22 protein-coding genes are annotated in these 20,575 nt (G+C 44.4%); 13 read left to right on the forward strand and 9 right to left on the reverse strand.

Features of this window, described 5'->3' with window-relative positions; all coding sequences use genetic code 11:
- Window positions 1-2: 2 nt before the first annotated feature.
- On the reverse strand, window positions 3-719 hold the full coding sequence (locus TW84_RS00685; protein ID WP_045973680.1) for a hypothetical protein: 717 nt from the start codon (window positions 717-719) through the stop codon (window positions 3-5).
- Between the two features lie 14 nt (window positions 720-733).
- The gene (locus tag TW84_RS00690; RefSeq protein WP_045973682.1) at window positions 734-1,531 is read right to left on the reverse strand and encodes a substrate-binding domain-containing protein; all 798 of its coding nucleotides are present in this window, start codon (window positions 1,529-1,531) and stop codon (window positions 734-736) included.
- 355 nt (window positions 1,532-1,886) lie between these two features.
- Here TW84_RS00690 and mobA point away from each other — a divergent pair, with 355 nt between their 5' ends.
- The 3 genes from mobA to TW84_RS00705 are packed head-to-tail and all read left to right on the forward strand — an operon-like array spanning window position 1,887 to window position 4,237.
- A complete protein-coding gene (mobA, locus tag TW84_RS00695; protein WP_045973684.1) occupies window positions 1,887-2,474 on the forward strand; it encodes a molybdenum cofactor guanylyltransferase MobA in 588 nt (195 codons plus the stop codon).
- A complete protein-coding gene (gene mobB, locus TW84_RS00700; protein WP_045973685.1) occupies window positions 2,471-3,919 on the forward strand; it encodes a molybdopterin-guanine dinucleotide biosynthesis protein B in 1,449 nt (482 codons plus the stop codon). The genes mobA and mobB overlap by 4 nt, the downstream gene beginning before the upstream one ends.
- A 51-nt stretch (window positions 3,920-3,970) precedes the next feature.
- Complete coding sequence (locus TW84_RS00705) at window positions 3,971-4,237, forward strand: DUF2960 domain-containing protein (RefSeq protein ID WP_045973687.1); 267 nt, start codon at window positions 3,971-3,973, stop codon at window positions 4,235-4,237.
- A 33-nt stretch (window positions 4,238-4,270) separates the two neighbouring features.
- On the opposite strand, the gene TW84_RS00710 is transcribed toward TW84_RS00705, so the two are convergent.
- The 3 genes from TW84_RS00710 to TW84_RS00720 all read right to left on the reverse strand — a co-directional run bounded on the left by TW84_RS00710 (window position 4,271) and on the right by TW84_RS00720 (window position 6,608).
- On the reverse strand, window positions 4,271-4,753 hold the full coding sequence (locus TW84_RS00710) for a GNAT family N-acetyltransferase (RefSeq protein WP_045973689.1): 483 nt from the start codon (window positions 4,751-4,753) through the stop codon (window positions 4,271-4,273).
- Between the two features lie 63 nt (window positions 4,754-4,816).
- Window positions 4,817-5,725, reverse strand: coding sequence for an N-acetylglucosamine kinase (nagK, locus tag TW84_RS00715; RefSeq protein ID WP_045973691.1), 909 nt, complete (start codon window positions 5,723-5,725; stop codon window positions 4,817-4,819).
- A gap of 148 nt (window positions 5,726-5,873) precedes the next feature.
- Window positions 5,874-6,608: a tRNA-uridine aminocarboxypropyltransferase gene (locus TW84_RS00720; protein ID WP_045973901.1), complete on the reverse strand. Its 735-nt coding sequence runs from the start codon at window positions 6,606-6,608 to the stop codon at window positions 5,874-5,876.
- An 84-nt stretch (window positions 6,609-6,692) separates the two neighbouring features.
- On the opposite strand from TW84_RS00720, the gene TW84_RS00725 reads away from it, so the two are divergent.
- A complete protein-coding gene (locus tag TW84_RS00725) occupies window positions 6,693-7,481 on the forward strand; it encodes a sterol desaturase family protein (protein ID WP_045973693.1) in 789 nt (262 codons plus the stop codon).
- 16 nt (window positions 7,482-7,497) lie between these two features.
- Here TW84_RS00725 and TW84_RS00730 read toward each other — a convergent pair whose 3' ends face one another.
- Complete coding sequence (locus tag TW84_RS00730; RefSeq protein WP_045973695.1) at window positions 7,498-9,531, reverse strand: methyl-accepting chemotaxis protein; 2,034 nt, start codon at window positions 9,529-9,531, stop codon at window positions 7,498-7,500.
- Between the two features lie 95 nt (window positions 9,532-9,626).
- Here TW84_RS00730 and TW84_RS00735 point away from each other — a divergent pair, with 95 nt between their 5' ends.
- Entirely contained in the window at window positions 9,627-10,139 is a 513-nt protein-coding gene (locus tag TW84_RS00735; protein ID WP_045973696.1) for an NlpC/P60 family protein, read from the forward strand.
- Between the two features lie 2 nt (window positions 10,140-10,141).
- On the opposite strand, the gene TW84_RS00740 is transcribed toward TW84_RS00735, so the two are convergent.
- On the reverse strand, window positions 10,142-10,486 hold the full coding sequence (locus TW84_RS00740) for a DUF3802 family protein (protein ID WP_006962343.1): 345 nt from the start codon (window positions 10,484-10,486) through the stop codon (window positions 10,142-10,144).
- 353 nt (window positions 10,487-10,839) lie between these two features.
- On the opposite strand from TW84_RS00740, the gene TW84_RS00745 reads away from it, so the two are divergent.
- Window positions 10,840-11,706: a fructosamine kinase family protein gene (locus tag TW84_RS00745; protein WP_045973697.1), complete on the forward strand. Its 867-nt coding sequence runs from the start codon at window positions 10,840-10,842 to the stop codon at window positions 11,704-11,706.
- A 267-nt stretch (window positions 11,707-11,973) separates the two neighbouring features.
- Complete coding sequence (locus tag TW84_RS00750) at window positions 11,974-12,177, forward strand: CPXCG motif-containing cysteine-rich protein (protein ID WP_045973699.1); 204 nt, start codon at window positions 11,974-11,976, stop codon at window positions 12,175-12,177.
- Window positions 12,178-12,212: 35 nt separating this feature from the next.
- Here the strand turns inward: TW84_RS00750 and TW84_RS00755 are convergent, their stop codons facing one another.
- Window positions 12,213-12,827 carry a riboflavin synthase gene (locus tag TW84_RS00755; protein WP_045973701.1) on the reverse strand — a complete coding sequence of 205 codons (615 nt, stop codon included), beginning with the start codon at window positions 12,825-12,827 and terminating at the stop codon, window positions 12,213-12,215.
- 176 nt (window positions 12,828-13,003) lie between these two features.
- Here TW84_RS00755 and TW84_RS00760 point away from each other — a divergent pair, with 176 nt between their 5' ends.
- Window positions 13,004-14,374 (forward strand): MATE family efflux transporter, encoded by a 1,371-nt coding sequence (locus TW84_RS00760; protein WP_045973703.1) that lies wholly within the window; start codon window positions 13,004-13,006, stop codon window positions 14,372-14,374.
- A 152-nt stretch (window positions 14,375-14,526) separates the two neighbouring features.
- Window positions 14,527-15,456, forward strand: a complete 930-nt coding sequence (locus tag TW84_RS00765; RefSeq protein ID WP_045973705.1) for a DUF3080 domain-containing protein — start codon at window positions 14,527-14,529, stop codon at window positions 15,454-15,456.
- On the opposite strand, the gene TW84_RS00770 is transcribed toward TW84_RS00765, so the two are convergent.
- Window positions 15,446-16,309, reverse strand: coding sequence for a DNA ligase (locus tag TW84_RS00770; RefSeq protein ID WP_045973706.1), 864 nt, complete (start codon window positions 16,307-16,309; stop codon window positions 15,446-15,448). The genes TW84_RS00765 and TW84_RS00770 overlap by 11 nt on opposite strands.
- A 292-nt stretch (window positions 16,310-16,601) precedes the next feature.
- Here TW84_RS00770 and TW84_RS00775 point away from each other — a divergent pair, with 292 nt between their 5' ends.
- Genes TW84_RS00775 through TW84_RS00790 form a run of 4 tightly spaced genes read left to right on the forward strand, consistent with a single transcriptional unit; the run spans window position 16,602 to window position 20,575 of the window.
- Complete coding sequence (locus TW84_RS00775; protein ID WP_045973708.1) at window positions 16,602-16,919, forward strand: STAS domain-containing protein; 318 nt, start codon at window positions 16,602-16,604, stop codon at window positions 16,917-16,919.
- Window positions 16,920-16,960: 41 nt separating this feature from the next.
- Entirely contained in the window at window positions 16,961-17,800 is an 840-nt protein-coding gene (locus TW84_RS00780; protein ID WP_045973711.1) for an OmpA family protein, read from the forward strand.
- Window positions 17,790-19,880 (forward strand): SLBB domain-containing protein, encoded by a 2,091-nt coding sequence (locus tag TW84_RS00785; RefSeq protein ID WP_420806535.1) that lies wholly within the window; start codon window positions 17,790-17,792, stop codon window positions 19,878-19,880. Before TW84_RS00780 ends, TW84_RS00785 begins: the two co-directional genes overlap by 11 nt.
- Window positions 19,880-20,575, forward strand: coding sequence for a P-loop NTPase family protein (locus TW84_RS00790; protein WP_045973713.1), 696 nt, complete (start codon window positions 19,880-19,882; stop codon window positions 20,573-20,575). The genes TW84_RS00785 and TW84_RS00790 overlap by 1 nt, the downstream gene beginning before the upstream one ends.

Below are 20,575 nucleotides of genomic sequence, written 5' to 3' on the forward strand. Positions count from 1 at the left end.
CCTCATTGGGTAACAAGATGCCAAACGTTTTTCACACCATCGCCACTGGTGTCACCCGGATTCTGGTCCTTAAACCAACGATAAAGCGGTTTACCCTCAAATGTCCATTGATATGAGTTATCACTTCGCTGCGTAACCCCGAATCCTCCGGTCAACTTAAGGCTTTCGATACCTTTTTCAGTTAGCTCGGAATCCACGTAGGCGGGCGGCCATTTCACTTCACAATCCCCATTACAAACCGATTGATTGGTACTGTCTTTATCGAAGGTATAGAGTGTTTGATTGCCACCATCGACCAAGAAACGACGTGTGCCATCATTAAACAACTTAATTGTCACATCATCGGCACGAGCAAGTGGCCATACACCTTTCACGCCAGCTCCAGTTATATCACCCGGCTGGTTATCTTTAGCCCAACGATACAATGGTTTTCCCTCTAAAGCCCATTGCTTGGCGCCATCTGCACGAACTATCTGGCTAAAACCTGTTTGCCCTGCAAACTGCATACTATTGCGCCCTTCAGCCAACAGTGGTGGCCATAACGCCTCGCAGTCTCCTTTGCATACCGATTTCCCGATTGGGTCCTTAGCAAAAGTGTAAAGAGATTTACCTGTATCATCCACGTATACCTCGCCGAAGCCAGTATCGACTGTCGGTGCGGACGCCATAGCGTAGCTGGTTGGAATGAACATTAGTGTTGTAATGAATAGTGCTTTCATTTTGGTCGTCCTTATTATCGAGTCCAGCCTTCACGGGAAAAAAAATCACTCCCTTCACTGCTGTTAACAAAATTGATGAAGTCTTGGGTTTTCGAGTCAGCCCCTTTCGCTTTAGCCAACGTGAGATCACGATAGATACGCCGCTCAGGCTCAATTTCAACGTAGTCAACCTTATCGCTGTGATTCAGTGGCCAATGAATCCACGTAATCCAAGCGTCTGCATTTTGCTGTTGAAACGCTTTAAAACTCGCGCCACTGCCTTTGGCATAAGCAATAATCTTGCTACGAAAATTTTTCACATCAGCGAGCGACCCTGTTCTACCGACTACATCTTCCCAGACCCCCGTGCCAGAGGTGTTGTACACACCTAACCCCTCAGTGACGACAATCCGAGCAGGCTTGTCTAACAAATCTTTAATCCCGGTAATATTTTTGGGATTCCCTTTTGGAACAGCAATAACGGCACGTCGAAGATACACAGGCTCAACATCTTGGTTCGTAATGAATGGATAGGTTTCAACAAATGCACTCATCGACTGTTCAGAGGAACCAAAAATTAAATCTGCATTCTTTTGTGCATCCAGAGTCCACTTTGACTCAGGACCAGCAATCACATTGACCTGTACACCACTTTTCTTAGTGTACGCCTCCGCCGCTTGGCGTAATGCAGTGTCCGGGCCACCTGGTCCATAAACATGGATCACACCATCTTGAGGTTGATGAATGATGCTTGGGTCGAGTTTGGGCGAAGCTAATGCTGATGTTGTTGCGATCAGCATAGCCAAGCTGGTCAAAGTCAAGTGACGCTTCATGTCTTCTCCTTAAATAAATGACAGTTTCAGACAAGAGACGCACAGAGGTACAATTTGGATGCAGCAGAAAACAAAATATTTTCAAAGCCTGATTATGAAGCAAGCTGTTTCGATACATTTTACAACACGGTTTATCAAAATGTTGCCTATGGCAATAGGCCCTAATTAGCATCAGCTAAAATTAAGCGAGCTCAAGTTATTGTGACGCGACACATGGTAGGCTTTACAAACACACTAGCGGATGAATATGTTTCTGTACTTTCTTGCAATAAGACGCAGCGCGTTGCGAGCGCTAGGAGCCAGATAATCTATCCATCATTCACACGTTATTAAAGATACAAGGCAGAGAACACTTATGCTTCTTCCAACGCAAACAAGTTGGGTAATATTAGCTGGCGGTCAGGCTAGGCGTATGGGCGGAAAAGACAAAGGCCTTATTGCACTAGACAATAAGCCTCTGATTCAACATGTATATGAACGACTGTCCGCACAAGTTTCTGACATCATGATCAACGCAAACCGCAATCAGGATACCTATTCGGCGTATGGTGTCGTAATTGGCGATAAAATAAAAGATTTCCCCGGTCCTATGGGCGGTATTCATGCTGGACTAGCTTCAGCAGCTCAAGACTGGGTTGGGTTTGTTCCATGCGACAGCCCACAAATAAGCATGGACTTAGTCGCTCGTTTTTGCTCTGCCGTAAAAGAAGATTCTGACATTTTGGTCGCCCATGATGGTCACTACCAGCAGCCCGTCTTCACGCTCTACCATAAACGGGTCTTTGCAAAACTGACCGCGTTCCTTGCGCGTGGCGATAGAAAAATCAGCCTCCTTTATAAAGAATGCAACACACACTATGTGGATTTTAGCGATGCGACAGACTGTTTCGTTAACCTAAACACCCCTGAAGAACTGGCACAATTTGGAACCATACATTTATGAAGCTCTCGATCCCTATCCCAATTCTGGGGTTCGCTGCTTATTCTGGAACTGGTAAAACCACATTATTGGAAGCTTTGTTGCCAAGATTAACTCAAGCAGGATTACGCATTGGTATGCTAAAGCACGCACACCACAATTTTGATGTAGATAAAGAAGGTAAAGACAGCTTCCGGTTACGTAAAGCTGGCGCGTCTCAGATGCTCGTTTCGTCTCGTCATCGGCACGCTTTAATGACGGAAACACCCGAAGCTGAATCTGAATTTGATTACCTACTCAGTCGCTTCGATACGGATAAGTTAGACGTCATCTTGGTTGAAGGGTGCAAGAACATCGCTTTTCCAAAAATCGAGCTGCACAGAGAAGAAGTGGGTAAACCTTGGCTGCACCCTAACGACAGTAACATCATCGCTATCGTTGCTGACACGCATGTTGAAGATGTGTCCCTGCCTCAGATGGATATTAAAGATCTTGATGCTATCGCACGTTTTGTTTGTGACTACGTCAAGCCCAAGGACTTAGAGCAAGCCACCAAAACTTCAGGTTGTTGCGATACATTGTCTCCTACATTTCTTTCAGTCAGCGAAGGGCAAGACAAAATCCTCTCTGCAGTTCAATCCCTGAAAGACGTGGAAACATGCACTATTGAGCATAGCTACGGACGCGTGTTGTTCAGTCAAGGCAAAAGACTAGAGTCACCTCAAATGGGGATGTTCGCCTCTTTGGGTGTTGCAGAGTGTCCTGTTTTTCGCCGCTTGAAGGTCGCGGTGTTCTCTACAGGTGATGAAGTGCAGACGCTGTATACCAAGCAAGCTCCGAAATCTATTTATGACTCCAACCGCTTTACCCTACTTGGCCTGTTAGAAAGATTGGGCTGTGAGATCCTTGATCTTGGTATTCTCGAAAACAATCAACAGAGCATAACAGAAGCCCTGCAAGCTGCCTCGGCTCAAGCAGATGCCATTATCACGTCAGGTGGTGTTTCTGTCGGTGATACCGAATTCATCAAACTCGCTTTAGATAAATTGGGCAGCATTGACTTTTGGCGTATCAATATAAAGCCAAGTCGACAGCTCGGCTTTGGTAAGGTTAACAATAAACCCTTCTTCGGCTTACCAGGTCATCCCCTAGCTGTGATGGTGTCGTTCATCAACTTTATTGAGCCAGCGCTGCGTAAAATGCAAGGAGAGCAAGGTTGGCAACCATTGAAAGTCAAAGCTGCCGCACTTGAAGACCTACATTCTTGCCAAGGCCGTACTGAATTCAGCCCTGGCGTTTATGACATCGATCCACAAGGGCAATTGATCGTCAGAGGCACAGGAAAACAAGGATCTGACATTTTGCGTTCAATGAGTGAAGCCAATTGTTTAATTGAAGTTTCGCCAGCGATCGATACAGTAAAAGTCGGAGAAAGCGTGACAATCATTCCTCTTCAAGGCAGAATCTAGCGCAATCAAAGGCCAGCTCAGCCGGCCTCATTTATCTTAAGAGAAATACATATGGCTCGCACAATCCTGTATACCTATAAGGGTGAAGACAAAACGCTGACTTTTTCGTATCAGCAACATCGCAATATTCATGAAGCAGTGGCTGAAGCAGAAGGTATCGATATTTCCGAGTTCCTTAAGATGGAACAGCAGATTGAAGCGGTGTCAGATACCAAGGCAATGCGCAATTACCGCGACAACCACTTTAGAAAGTTAGGATTTGAAAAAATCACTCTCAAGCAAAAAGAAAACCGTGGTGTCGGTAAAAAGAACAACTAGTTGTAAACAGGAGCCTAGCGCTCCTGTTTTGCTTTAATTGATTTGTAATTTTTGAACCATATGGATAAGTTCCCAACTCTCTCCATCAAACTCTCGAACACCATGCTCTCTCTTCACTTCAACAAAACCTAGGGAGTGATAACAGCGAATAGCCGATGGATTGTGGCTAAATACACACAATGTAATTTCGCTATACCCTTGGCTTCTAGCTTCTCGAATCAACGCTCGCAACATGGTTTTCGCTACGCCCTGCCCTCTAAATTGCGGAGCAACGAAGACACGGCAGATTCGAGCAATATCATTCGAATGACGATACAGCTCGACGAAGCCAGCCACTTGGCCCTGATGAGCGTACAGAAATGGCTTGACTTCAGCTTGTGAGCAATGGGCGTCGATGCTTTCAACCGTTAATGGATACTGATACGCAGGCCCACCCCACAGATAGTTAAGCTCAGCGGAATCGATCCAGTCGATTAGCTGCTTATAGTGTTGTTGTTGAAAGGCGAGCAAAGTCATTGTGATTACCATAAAAAAGAGCCTGCCTAAGCAAGCTCTCAAATTTATGCAATCAAATCAAGATTATTTGATGTTGAGGAACGCAGCCCCACGCACACCACCAGAATCGCCATGTTTTGCTTTGATAATCTTCGGGCACTTAGCAACAGATAGCAGATACTTAGGCACACGCTTTGGCATCTCTTCGTAAATGAGTTCGAAATTAGACAACCCACCACCCAGTGCAACAACATGTGGGTCATTAGCGGTGAAGATATTAGCAAAGCAAATTGCCAACAGCTCCATAAAGCGCTCAACATGCTCAGCTGCCTTAGCTTCGCCTTCCTTATATGCATTGATGATATCAATCGCTTGTTTCGCTTCGCCGTAATAGTGCTCGTATATTAACTCGAAACCACGGCCCGATAAGTAGCTGTCCAAGCAGCCTTTTTTACCACAGCCACAACCTAGTAGTGGCGCGTTGTCTCCCAAGTGGAACCAAGCATCAATTGGTAAACGCATATGTCCAAGCTCACCCGCCACGTGGTTACGGCCGGAAAATACTTGGCCGTCGTAAATTAATCCACCACCAAAGCCAGTGCCAAGAATCAGCCCCATCACTGAAGGCTCATCTTTAAGCGCTTCATCCCACGCTTCAGAAAGTGCAAAGCAGTTCGCATCGTTTTCAATTTTAACGCTACGGCCTATTTTAGCTTCAAGATCAGCGCGAAGTGGCTTACCTTTGGCCGCAGGCACATTGACCGTCAGAACGGTAGCATCATCGGCATCTTCCATTCCAGGTAGACCTAGACCGATCTTGCCCTCGCAACCAAACTGTTTGTCATACTTATTCACTAGTTCAGCAATCGTGCTCACTAATAAAGAATAGTCTTCCGTTGGCGTTGGTACGCGCTCTGTGGCAACACGCTCTAATTGTTCATTAAACGCACCAAATTCAATCTTAGTGCCTCCAACGTCAAAGCCGTAGTACATCGTATCTCTCCCAGAAACAAATATAAAAAAGTCAAAATCGGTTCATTATCCACATTGGTACGCCTACAATCCGTGACGTGGAACGAATTTAACCACTACCTAGACTTAACTGTGCAGACTATCGCCAACAAACCGATTATTTTCAGACTTAATTCTCGATTTTCACCTTCTGAAGATAATGTTGCAGCAGTGGTCGGTCGAAATTTGGCTTAATTCTGGTCTTACTTAACAGGTAGCTTTCTTTAAATACGTCAAACCACAGTTTAAGCGTTTGCCCCGTCTGTTCTTCACCTAGCTGTTCAAGTACCAATGTGGCGACTTCCGCCGTAGCTAGATGTTGTTCATTGTCGGAACGTCTCATGACGTACTGAGAAATTGACTCTGGCGACACTGACAAAACAGGAAGCGCATTCAGATATGGTGACTTTCGAAAAATGCGCCTAGCTTCTCTCCAACTCCCATCTAGAAAGATGAGTAATGGTTTTTTACCACCACACTGCTGACGAGGATGTTCTCCAAGTAAGCGAGACTTATCTTCAACATACTCATCAGGAAACACTACGATGGGCTGATAATCTTCATGATTGAGCAACGACAGCATCGCCTGATCGGGTTCTGTGCGACTCCATTGATACACATAACCTTCTTTTACCGTATCAAGGATAAGCCGCCCAGTATTGCTTGGCTTGAAGACTTCGTTTTCAGACACTAGCAGCATCACCGCCACTGAGCTGGAGACATCAGGCTGATATGGACAGATACAAAAGTGTTCAGCGACCTGACAGTACTGACAACGCTGGACTTTACAGCCCCTTGCATTAAACGGCTTAGTCGAGTGCTCTAGGCGATGTTGATAGAGACGGTGAAAAGCGTGGATTCTCATGTAAGTTAGTGGATAATGATAAAGGGTGCAGAGTTTACCTTGAGACAAATCTGTTGCAAGTTCCATGAGGGAGAAAAACGTCGTATGCAGAATCCTGATCTTATTCGCTTAAGCTGTTTTGTTTCTGTGCTCGTACTGTGTGGAATGTGGGAGTGGCTAACTCCACGAAAAAAGCTGACTCAGAATAAGCTCTATCGCTGGATGAACAATCTTGGTTTAGTCACGTTTAACTCGGTCTTTCTCGGCATCTTTATGCCAGTACTCGCCTTTGAGGCAGCAAACGTTGCGCTCAAACAGCAATGGGGCTTACTCAATCACCTAGATTTCCCCTTGTTCGCGCAAGTCGTCATGTGTGTCATCTTTCTCGATCTGGCGATCTACCTTCAACATCTGGTCTTTCATAAAGTCTCTTGGCTATGGCGATTGCACAGAATGCATCATGCGGATCAGGATATCGATGTCACGACAGGCAGCCGCTTCCATCCAATTGAGATCGTGTTGTCGATGTGGATTAAAATTGGACTTGTGGTCGCACTGGGTGTTTCTCCTGTTGCAATCATCGTGTTTGAGATCATTCTCAATGCAAGCGCGATGTTTAATCACAGTAACGCCAAGCTGCCATTCAAGGTGGATGCTGTTCTACGCAAAATCATTGTCACACCAGACATGCATCGCGTGCATCACTCAGTAATACCACGAGAAACCCATTCTAACTTTGGTTTTTTTCTTTCTATCTGGGATCGCTGGTTCGGTACTTACATCGATCAACCTGAGCGTGGACACAACGAGGTAAAGATTGGCATTCCACTTTTCCAGACACCAAACGAACAAAGACTGGATAAGATGTTAACCCAGCCCTTTCGAGACAAGTAAGTTACTGGTTCAGTGACTATTGTGGCAAGTTGTACTTATGAAGCATAGCTTGTTGATGACCTGCAATTTCTGCAACTTGTTCTGAATTTTCAACCATTGATTCAAGTTGAAGTTTAGTTTGCTCTCCCTGTTCCGATACATGAGCGATGGACTGGCTTACATCCGCTGTTGCCCTCTCCTGCTCTTCTGTCGCTACAGTAATTTGCTCCACTCGAAGACGTATCTGATTAACCGCTTTCTCAATGTTTTCAAAAGTATTTTTTACTTGCTCACTGGACTCAAGAGCGAACGTCATTTCCTCACGGCTAGCTGAAACTGCACTACGCGATTTCTCGGCAGCAGCAACCAATTCACTCATACGGTCGCGGATGTTGGACGTCTGTTGCGATGTATCACTCGCCAGCTTGCGCACTTCATCAGCAACCACAGCAAATCCTCTTCCTTGCTCTCCTGCTCGTGCAGCTTCAATAGCAGCATTGAGTGCCAACAAATTGGTATTCTCTGCAATACCGGAAATCATATCGACCATTTCACGAATCTGTTTCACTCGATTGTCCAATTCAACCATGGAGTGTTCATTTATGTTAAGTGTGTCTTCTAACGATTGAAGCCTGACTTGATTCTGTTCGATGACTTTCACCCCGTTTCCAGAATACTCTGCCGCTTGTTGGGATTCACTGTATGACTCGTTGGTCACGGTTGCGATTTCTTTTATCGATGCTTCGAGTTGCGTGACCGTCTCAACCATGTTTGTGAGGGATTCATTCTGACGTGCCAAGCTCAGATTGGATTGCTCCGCTGCATCATGACTAATTTCCGCTGTTTGATATAACGTCTCGCAGTTTCTCGTCACCGTCGAGATAGAACCTCGGGTTGACTCGATAACCTGATTAAGTTTGCGCGCCACTTCTTTCATTTCAAATGGCCCGAGCAAAGTAACCGTGTTGGTAAAGTCATGCTCAGTTAGCCTATTCAGACTACCAGTGATGTTTCTCAATCCTCGATTAATCCAAGCTCGTAGAGAAGCCCAAGAAACAACAATAATAGCGACCAACGCCAAGCTACTAAAAATCAGTAGCGTATTGATAGAGTGGATAGTGTTGCTAACGACACGTTTACTGCCATCGATTAGCGCTTCTGCTGTCTGGGAAATATTATTAAGCAATTGAATGGTGTCATTGGCCAAAATCGCCGCTTGAGAAAACTGCGCGCTCTGATTTTGTGCCAATTCTAATTTTTTCAAAATTTGCTTTAGCACCCCTGACTCAGAAAACCCATCTTGGACCATATCGTATGGGGCGATTAAACTCGCAAACTCTTTAACCTCGGGGTGCCATTCTGAAAAGTCATCGAACGCTAGATTGATCCCAGCAATACGATTACGCATCTCCTTGTACTCTTGCATTGCTATGTCTTGATCCGTTTGCATCATCAAAACTAGAAATGTGCTTTCCATAGAGCTCGCGCTGGCAATAAATCGATTCGCAGCATCTGAAGATTCAGGGTTATCAACGGCAAGAAAGGAACTGATTCGATTCATTTCTGGTCCGATTGAGCTCAAACCATAACGGAATTCTGTCACTTGCGAATCTATACTCCCCTGCATTGTCAGCAGCGACTGCTGGGTTGAAAGTATTCTATTGGTTAAATCAGATAACGCTTTAATATTCTCTCTAAGTGCTAGTTCTTGCTGTTGCGATATGGCTTGATTGAATTGCGAAGAAATCACAAAGACCTGCTCGACTAACATCAATGTTTCATCTGCACCGTTAACGGTTTGTTGCTTGATTCTATTCAAGCTTTCAATATCACTAGCTTGAGAGCCGTAGCCGAGTTGTTTCACCTGTTCCAGAATGGCTTGTGTGAGCTTTGCATTGGTCATTGAAAGAGGAAGCGCCTGATCTGAAAGCGTCTCAAATTGAGCACCAACTCTCTCAATCCCTTTAATACTGGTGACAGATAAGCCGATGACCAGTATGGTTATCGTTAAGAATACAGCACTGATAGTTTGAATGAGCGAGGGTGAGAAACTCGTCTTTTGCTTGGGCATAATTTTGAACCAACATCATACAAAAGTTTAATCAGTGTGCGATTCTATTTAGACAATATTACATAAAAATGTCACTAAGAGGTTGAATTGACACCATGAATAGATTTGCGCCGCAATTTTCAATCGCTTTGTTAATTATCTTCTTAGCAGGATGCACCAGTTCCCCTTCCTCAACAGACTTCAATACCTTAGATAGTGCTAAGAATATCTCTTCGTATGAAAAAGGTGTGCAACAAGAGTTTCTTGAGGTCTATAAGGATTGGAAGGGCGTCCCCTATCGTCTAGGGGGCAACAGTTACAACGGTATTGATTGTTCTGCTTTCGTTCAAGTAGCTTACAGAGAAGTATTGAACATTCACTTACCCCGTACCACCCTGGCACAGGTAAGTGTCGGAAACGAGATGAGTTATGAGCAAGTTCAAGTGGGAGATCTAGCCTTTTTCAAAACATCAAGAAAGGTTCGTCATGTAGGCGTATATATTGGTAACAAGCAATTTATGCATGCTTCAACATCAAAAGGCGTGATAATTTCTAGACTGGACAATCCTTATTGGGCTTCTAAATTCTGGCATTTCAGACGGGTTGCCACGCCGCCTGTGGTGAATTGAAATCAGTCGTATTTAGCGACTGCGGAATCAAATAGGTTTTTAACCAGTGCAATATACTCATCAAGGAATGTAATCTGATCATTAGTTGCGGGTTTAGCCCAAACACCCGCTAACACTTCCCCTAAATCTTCTACTACTGAGTCGGCTTCCTTCAACAATTGGAAGCGAACACTAGAGTGCAGCTCTGGATTCTGCTCAAAAATGGCCATGATGTTACTCGCTACCATATCGGTAACAACATCTTCGACACTTTCAGCACCTGTGTCCCCATCGTCAGATGAAAAGACATCAAGATTAAAAGCCAGATGCTCAATGAGTGCTAGGTAGCCATCGGTTTCAACAACCACTGTCGTTCTCCATTAATTATTCTACTTTCGAGTCACTATCTAATACTAAGCCATATCAATGAGTTTTCACAACTCAAGTCGACTCGATGCTCATTAAAATTCAAAAGTTGTTTATACCTTAGTTGAAGAGTTTGGTTTAATTTCCAACTGATTGCTTTGAACTAGGATCAACTTTTATCAGTACTAAACTATTTTACTAGTTTATAGATTCTCGTTGGACATGACAAAGCTCACAAATTAACAAGCTCAATCCTGTCTCATGCTAAATGATTGAATTTTTTGTAGTCTGATTCAGAATTACCTCATTTCTTATTCTACAATGTTAGTACTCAGCGGCAAAAACGGATCTGGATATGTGGCATGCCATAGCCGAGCAATTGTCTGAAGCATTAATGTTCTCGTTCGATATTGTCGAGAAAAATCGCTTAACTGGCGGTGACATCAGTGATTGCTACATGATAAGTGATGGAGAGCAACGCTATTTTGTGAAAGTCAATCTAAGAGGCTTTTACTCTCAATTTGAGATAGAAGCAGACAACATCCGAATCTTACGAGAAAGCTCCACTATTTTCGTCCCAGAACATATTCATACCGGCAAGAGTAAAGAACACGCCTTCCTGATTCTGAATTACCTCCCAACCAAACCACTCGACGACAGCAGTGACAGTTATAAATTTGGCCAGCAGCTTGCAATGCTCCATCAATGGGGGGATCAGAAAGAATATGGGTTTGACCAAGATAACTTTATTGGTTCAACTATCCAACCCAACAAATGGGGACGAAAATGGGGACGTTTTTTTGCCGAGCAACGAATTGGATGGCAACTTCAGCTAATGAAAGAAAAAGGGATCACCCTTGTCGATATCAATGACTTTAGTCATTTAGTGAAGGACAGATTAGGCAACCACAACCCTCGCCCATCTTTACTGCACGGAGACCTTTGGCATGGTAACGTGGCCAAGTCAGTGTTTGGCCCTATTTGCTACGATCCAGCCTGTTATTGGGGAGACAGAGAGTGTGACATTGCAATGACCGAGCTTTTCGGTGGTTTTCAACCAGAATTCTATCAAGGCTATGAGAGCATTTTTCCCTTAGACTTGGCTTATAGCGAACGTAAAGACATCTATAACCTTTATCACCTACTCAATCACTACAATCAGTTTGGTGGACATTATTTAGACCAATGTGAGCGCTTAATTAATAAAATACTCAGCTACTAAATTAGAAATATTAAACAGCAGGTTAAGTGCAAATCACCAGCAAATCATCAATCCACATACAAGCGCCTAGCCCAGTGCTTTAATAGCCATCTCAAACTTTTCACTTAATTTACGCCTATAACTAACTTAGCGACTTAAGCTTAAATTGTCGAAGCTAACAGTAGCGGTTTGAACACACCCAAAGCTGGACTTTGGAATGTACCTAGATGACGCTCAGGTATGCAAGGCTTTGGCATTGATCTCATCAAAGGCGTAAGGAAGAGAGCTATGCGAAAATACACAGAGAAAAGAGTGACCTGCCCCCATTGTGGTCACGCCATTGGTATCACGTTAGATGCAACCAATGGTAGCCAGAATTTTTACGACGACTGTCCTGCTTGTTGCAACGCTATTCATCTGAGTATGATGGTTAACGAGCAATTGGACGAAATCGAACTCTCAATTGATGCCGACGATGAACAAATTTTTTAGAAAGCGCCACAAGGCGCTTTTCTGTTTATTAATGCTTACTGTTTATCTTTGGCCGCTAGCACACGTTCAACTGAATTGACTATAGCCTGAGTCTGGGGATCGATTTCAACGTTTACCTTGTCACCTTGCTTACGCTGACCAAACAATGTTCTTTGTAAAGTTTCCGGGATCAAATGAACTGAGAAGCGATTTCCTGCAACTTCACCAATCGTGAGCGAGCAACCATCTAGACCAATAAAGCCTTTCACTAATACGTACCTCATCATGTCCTCAGGTAACTCAAGCCACACCGTCCTGTTGTTCGGTGTGTCGATTACTTCAACGATTTCACTCACCATGGAAATATGGCCAGACATAGTATGACCGCCAATCTCGTCACCAAATTTGGCAGCGCGCTCAATGTTAACCGAATGACCAACCTCCAACTCACCAAGATTGGTTAGCTTCAAAGTAGACTGTATTAGATCGAATGATACGAGTTCTCCATCGATTTTTGTTACGGTCAGGCAACAACCGTTGTGCGCCACTGAAGCACCTATAGATAACCCATGGCCCATTGATGAATTCAATCGAATGACATGAGTTTGAAACGACTCTTTCTTATCAATAGCGATGACTTTCGCCATTCCCTGAACAATTCCAGTAAACATTGCAAATTCCAACAGTTTTTCGTGGAGGTTAGTGTGACATTTAATTATCATTTAGCACAACAGCACCATATACAAATTATCGATAACAGTGGTGTTCACCCCTTTGATTTTCGTGTTGATTCCATCATTTGATTCTGCAGAAGTCAAAGCACCTTTGCTTTCATTGGAGTTTTTACGTGCATCGTTACAAACAAGAAGCGAATAAGCTGATCAAATTGGCCACGCCAGTACTGATTGCTTCCGTCGCGCAGACAGGTATGAGCTTCGTCGATACCGTCATGGCAGGTGGAGTCAGTGCGACCGATATGGCTGCAGTTTCCATCGCATCAAGTATCTGGCTTCCTTCAATACTATTTGGTGTTGGCCTACTCATGGCCTTGGTCCCAGTAGTCGCTCAACTCAATGGTTCAGGCCGGCAGGTTAAGATTCCATTTGAGATCCAACAAGGTGCCGCAATGGCATTGCTCATTTCTATACCCATTGTTGGCGTGCTTTTTCAAACTCAGAATATAATGGGCTTGATGAATGTCGAACCGTTAATGGCCGAAAAAACCAACGGTTATATGCATGCTGTAATTTACGCTGTGCCCGCCTTCTTGCTTTTCCAAACCTTGCGCAGCTTTACTGATGGTATGTCGCTCACCAAGCCCGCAATGGTCATTGGCTTTATTGGGCTACTGTTCAATATACCGCTAAACTGGATTTTTGTTTACGGAAAATTTGGCGCTCCTTCACTGGGCGGTGTGGGCTGTGGTGTCGCAACAGCCATAGTGTATTGGCTCATGTTGTTCATGTTGCTGTTTTATGTCGTGACATCCAAACGTGTTGCTCATATCAACTTGTTCGGTCAAATACACAAGCCTCAACTAAAACCTCTTGTTCGATTATTCAAGCTAGGTTTTCCAGTTGCAGCCGCGTTATTCTTTGAAGTGACCCTATTTGCTGTTGTTGCACTCTTAGTTGCACCACTTGGATCGCTGATTGTCGCAGCGCACCAAGTTGCGATTAACTTTTCGTCGTTAGTCTTTATGCTGCCGATGAGCATTGGTGCAGCGACCAGCATTCGTGTTGGCCACAGCCTTGGAGAGAATAACGTGGAAGGTGCGGCAATCGCCTCTCGCGTAGGTGTCATTGTCGCGGTGTTACTCGCCTTATCAACGGCACTATTGACGGTTATGCTCAGAGAGCAAGTAGCATTACTTTACACTGACAATCGTGCCGTTATAGAGATTGCTTTGCAGTTATTGCTATTTGCTGCCATCTATCAAGTCACAGATGCGGTGCAAGTCGTCGCGGCCGGTGCCTTGAGGGGATACAAAGACATGGCTGCAATATTCAACCGTACTTTTGTCGCCTATTGGATTCTAGGCCTCCCGATTGGCTACGTTTTAGGAATGACGGATTGGATTGTTGAACCCATGGGTGCTCATGGCTTCTGGATAGGTTTCATTATCGGTCTTTCATCAGCAGCAATAATGCTTGGTCTAAGATTGCGTTGGATGCACAGACAGCCTGATGATATCCAATTAGATTTTTCCTCAAAATAACCAAAAAGGTCAGCTATGCTGACCTTTTTTGCATTTATTTCGTAAACTAATAACAACCCTTGACTGTTTCACTATTTATCATACCTATGCGTATCTTTGTTGTTTTAGCATCACTGTGTTTCCTTTCTGCTTGTGATTTTATCAAGAGCCCGATGGACGCCAGTTTAGACACTTATTTAAGCCGCATCGCCAATGTCCAAGATAGACCAGCGTTGACAATGCCGGATAATGTCAATGTGTTCCTGCCAACGAAAAGAGAGCTGCATATTACGATCCCCAGCATTAGCATAGGTCTTCTCGACAGTTATGAGCTTAGAAAATGCGGTTTATTCAATCTTGTTGCAGAAAAAAATTCAGTATTAGGCAAAGTTCAGGACCAGTTTCGAAATTTCGATTACCAAGTCCAAGTGAGTTACGGTATCGAGCGCTGCTTAACGAGCCCTAACATTTCCTCTGCGCTTAAAACACAATTAGCTTCAATCCAACAACAGAAGCTCAAACAATTACCAGCGCATTTTACCAACCTAGTGTTTTCAAGTGATGCGATGCGCCAGCAACTGGAAGCGACAGAATGGTTATCCGTCGAGCAAGGTAGAGGCAGCACTCCGGTCATTCAAGCATTCAATCATATCGATTCTGGATTTTCAGGCAGTGAAACGCTGGATTACACAAGCACTTTAAACGCACTTACGCCCTATCAGGAAGTACTGGAAAAAAATGCCGTTTTAGGACCACTGAGCTATTCAATGCTCAATGCCGCAAATAAGCTAAACGTCATAACTCAACAACTAAAAGGTCATGATGAGACCATCATATGCGGTCAAGGAAGAAATACGACTAAATTTCGCTACCTCAGAAACGTGTTTAATGAGTTTTTCATTGGCGAAATACAGCCATACCTCGCCAAAGTCGATAGCATTTACAATGAACTCAACCCTTTAATAGACTTCGTCGATACAAGCCACGAAAACTATCAATACCCGATCAAACAATATCACCAAGATTTCAGAGCAGCGACCAAAGAACATATCGAGTATTGGCAAAACTTGTTCAAACGTTGCGGAGCCTCTCCTACTCGCTAACATACTCTGGTCTTTCTCTCATATAACGCGCGAATTTAGGCACACCGTTTTGCGTGTAGCCACTGTATCTAAATGTGATGATTGAACCGAGTTTAGGCGGGTTGCGGCGCTGTTCATCAGTAAAGCCTGTACCTATGTAAAATTCTATACCCGAATCCAGCTGGATAAGTAGCGCTCCCATCTGACCGCTGTACTTTCCTTTACCGACTTTGTAACCAACCACCAAGCCTTCTTCATCTTGGTGCTTCTTCATCTTGAGTAAATCACTACTACGGCCAGCCTGATAGCGGCTTGTGATCTTCCTTAACATCAACCCCTCACCTTTTTGCTCGATGACGTTGTCTAGGTCATGAAACAGTTCCTGTTCAGAGCGAATCGGCGTATGCTCAATAAACTTAATGTGTGATGCGACTATGTCTTCCACTAAATCACGAAGATTGTCATACCGCTTTTGATAGTCACCGACGGCTTGTGGCATATCAAACAGCATGAAATCGATCTGTTTCCAAGATGGTTCGACAGGCTCTTTGTCCAACACTGTTTGCTGGACAATATGAAACTTTCCTCTCCCCGCCCATAATTCTCCTTCGACGACGACATCAGGTAAGGGTTTAGTAAACCAATCAGGTGCATGTATGACTTTACCACTGCGTGTCATCAATTGACTGCCATTCCAAATAGCTCGAATGCCATCGAGTTTTTCACTCTTCCAGTACTCGTCAATATTCATGTCGTTCTTATAAGGGTTGGCCTGTACCAAAGGCATAGCACTCAATGATTGACTGTTTGACCAAGCAGTAAAAGATGTAGCGACTCCAATGGCAATAGCAATACTGGTTAACCTAATTTGCATACCCGAACTCCAGCAGTTTCCTAGCGAAGTGATTTTCAGCCCTCTTGGCTTAAGTTCAATCAATAGCCAGTGACAATTCGAGTAACCTCAAATGTTTCTTACTCCTAGAGATGTATCAGTTGCAGTGAACCTCAACTACTTTTTAGTTATAGGCATGATTCTCAGTCTGAGAAAAGTCATTTCTCAAATTGAGAACTTTACGGAGATAAAATATAAGCAATTGTTTTTTATGCGTTTATTTCTTGGCACGTAAAGTGCCTTATCTAAGAAAACTATCTGAGGAGATATCGTTATGGAACTACGTAAAATTGAACTAACTAATGAAATCCTTACCCTTCAAATTGATGGCAACTTAGATGCTGATGGCAGTCGACACGCTCAAAAACATATTGATGAAATTATCGCTGACCAGCACGGAGAAGTCGAAATCGATTTCCGCAATGTCCGTTTTCTGGATTCGTCAGGTGTTGGCGCCCTAGTGTACCTCTATAAACGCTTAGTAGAACGAGAGCGTCTAATGCGCATCGAGAATGTCACTGGTCAACCACTGGAGATAATCAACCTATTGCGTATCAACAAAGCAATCCCTGTGAACTCTCGCACTCACTAAAACAATAAACGAGATTTCACTCACTAACAAAGGAAGTTGGCATGGTAAATTACATCAAACACATAGCCCTGATAGTGCCTATAGTCAGCGTAATTGGCTGTAGCAGTTACCCCGAAGAGGGACGCGGGGGACTTGCAGAACAATACATTCAGTCTAGCTTCACCCCTGTTATGCCCGACGAACCGTTAGGCCCTGAACACGGACTGCGCTTCGATTGGCAATTGGCAAAACTCCACCTTGATGCCCTCATCCGTGAAGGTGCTCGCTGGTGCTTCCCAGCAGCTGTCGTTCAGGCACTTGAAAAACAGAGCCGAATCGCCAGAGAGCTCGAAGGGGGATTGTTGCTGGATGCAGCCAACGACATCGTCATCCAACGCAAACGTCTGGACGAACTCGAGAGACAACTTGATTATGTCACGTCACAAGCTAAGTGTGTCCCGCCACATGATGAATTTTCTTTTCAGCAACAATTGGCAGTCATTGACAAGCTCTACAACCTGCTGAATGTAGATAACCAATTTGCATTCAACTCAACAGAAGTGAACCCAAAATACATGGGGCACCTTGCCCAGGCAGCCAACATTTTGCGAGAGCACAAGTCACTAAACCTGACCGTTACTGGCCATGCAGACTCGGTTGGAGATGAACTTCAGAACCAAAAATTAGCGATGGGTAGAGCAAAACAAGTGAAACGCTACCTAACTATTTTTGGTCTGGAACCAAGAAGGATCGAGGCTAAATCTCTTGGCGAATCTTTACCTCTTTTTGAAGGAGAATCCGACGGAGTTCGACTCACCAATCGAAGGGTCAGCATTGAAGTTGTGGAAACCAACGAGCTAGCAGAGAACAAGTTGAATGGAGGTTATTATCATGTGGATTAAACTCATATTAATTACCCTAGCCTGCTTATTTTCTTTTTCTGCTAACGCTGAGTTAGAACGCGTTCAAATCGGCGACATGATTCAGGTTAATCTGCCGGGCGAAGAAACGTTAAACAAGGGCTTCCAAGTCGATAAACGCGGTAGAATCAACTTACCTGAAGTTGGCGCTCTGTACGTGGCAGGATACACAGAAAACCAACTCCAACAATCAGTACTAAACGCCCTCAGTAAAGTATATCGAGATCTGTCTACTGCATCGGTTTATATCTCAGAACAGCAAGTGCTTATCTCTATTCAGGGATATGTAAACTCTCCCGGTGAGTATACTTTATCAAAAAGTGCTGATGTTCAAATGGCTATCCATGCCGCTGGTGGTTTACGCTCGGGTGCCCAGTTAAACAACTTGCTTCTTAAGCGTGGAAAGGAAAAGTTTCCTTTCAATTACAAAAGCTTTTTGGACACAGGCGATGAGACTCTGCTGCCTAAGCTTAAATCTTTGGATACCATATTTGTCCCGGCTTCACCTCTGGTGGGTAACATTGAGCAGCAGTTTGATGCCAGTAAGCTAGCCAATTCGGGTGATAGCGGAGACAACAGAACCGCGATTAAGGTATTCGGTGAAGTCAACGCACCGGGTTCCTTCACCTTCAAAAATACGGCAGATTTAGTCGATATTCTAATGCGTGCTGGTGGAGTAACCCGATACGCTTCCGTTGAGCAGATCCGTGTCATCAGCAATAACAAGCCTCAAATTTTTAACCTGAAAGAGTATCTCGACAGTGGTGACACATCACTTCTTCCTGTCCTTCAACCGGGTACCACGATTTTCGTCCCTAAACAGGAAGAAGAAATCCGTGCAGGTTCAAACGTTATCTACATCATGGGTGAAGTAAAGAGCCCAGGCGCTTATGAGGGCAAAAAAGGCGCTTCGTTTATGGATATTCTGGCCAATGCAGGCGGACCAACCCGTTACGCAGAATCCCGTCAAATTCGCCTCATCAAGGCAAACGGACAAGTCATCAAGTTTGATTTAACGGCTTACACAGAAGGTTTAACCACCAAAGCGCCACCTCAAATCAACCCAGGTGACGCTATATTTGTGCCTGAAAAAACCGACATGAACGAGAAATCGTGGTTAAAGATCTCACCAGACCGCGCTGTCAACGTCATCGGTGAAGTCGTTCGGCCAGGACGTATAGAGTGGTCTGATGAAATGGACATGATGCATCTTCTGGCGCATGTGGGTGGGCCAACTCTGCGGGCTGATACATCAAAAATAGAGGTGGTGACACCCAACGGCAAAATGGAGACATTCAACCTAGACGAGTTTATCATCAACGGAGCACCTATGTCGGAACTGCCTACTATCAGCGCCGGTACCATCATTCGCATCCATGATTTGCCACAAGATCCTTCTGACAATAAATCACAGTGGGTACGCCAAAGTTCTGATGCCTCTATCTATGTCTTCGGTCAAGTCAACGCTCCGGGTCGCTATCGTTTTACAAAAGAAATGCATTTTCTGGATATTCTGTCTGCAGCCGATGGCCCAACTAAAGATGCCGACATTCATAACATCAAAATTACTCACAGAGACAAAACTTACTCAAAGGTCAGCAAACTTAATCTGTCCCTTTATTTCGAAACTGGGGATGAGAGCCTGCTACCAAAAGTGACAATGGGTGACACAATCTACATCCCAGAGAAAGACAAAATTTGGCTGGATACCAGTAAAGAGTCAACAGTTCGCGTGCTTGGCGCAGTGAACAGCCCTGGGCGCTATGTGTTTGATGACAACATGACCATTCTTGACATTCTTGCAGAAGCTGGAGGGCCATCGGAACGAGCCTATTTAGAAAAAATTTCAATCGTCAACATGTCCTGTTGCCAAGGTCAAGCTCGTACTTTTGACCTCGTAGACTTCAGCAAAACAGCTAACATTTACAAACTTCCCGTGCTACGTGCAGGTGACACAATTTACATTCCAGACCGTAGCGAGAGCATCCTTGAAAGAGCGCGAGTAGGCCTTGAAGACATCCTACGATTGACAACCACCATTGTATTAATAGGAGCGTTGTAATGATTATTCCTGCTACATTGACAGAGGTAGAGCAGATCTACCTCGCGGCTGAATTGGCCGAGGCACGTTCTGTGTGTCTCACTGGGTGCAACTCAGGTGACGGCGTCACGTCCATTGCTTCCGCTTTGGCTGAGCGCTACTTACTCGGCGGACATAAAACCCTTCTGGTGGATCTAAACTTGTTTCATCCGGCATTTGAGCCCGCACTCTCCGTTACCGATCAAGGCGATGATATAGGTGTGTTGCTGGAACACAAATCTTCCCACCAACTTTTCACCGGTTTACCTGTCCCGGAGCAAACGTCGACTCTCCTCGCTTACAAAGATCCGAGTGTGTTGAGTGGTTCCGTTGATAAATGGCTGCAGCACTACGATAGAGTCATTTGTGACACCTCACCTTTACTTCATGTAAACCGCGGAAACATTCCCGCTCAGGTCGTTGCAAGTGCGTGTGACCAAACCGTATTGGTCGTCATGGGTGGGAAAACGTCGACTGGTCAAATTCAAAAATCGCAACAACTACTCCAAAGCCCGAAGATCTCATTATTAGGTTCCATTTTGAACTTAAAGAACCAAGCGACATTGGGGCAAGAAATGGCAAGAGAAATCCGAAGATTAAGGTTTATCCCCCAATCATGGAGAGAAAAATGGGCGCAAAAACTGGTTACTAACGAGTTTCTCGCTCACTCTGCCTAA

It is taken from the genome of Vibrio neptunius, assembly GCF_000967495.1.
Lineage (GTDB): Bacteria > Pseudomonadota > Gammaproteobacteria > Enterobacterales > Vibrionaceae > Vibrio > Vibrio neptunius.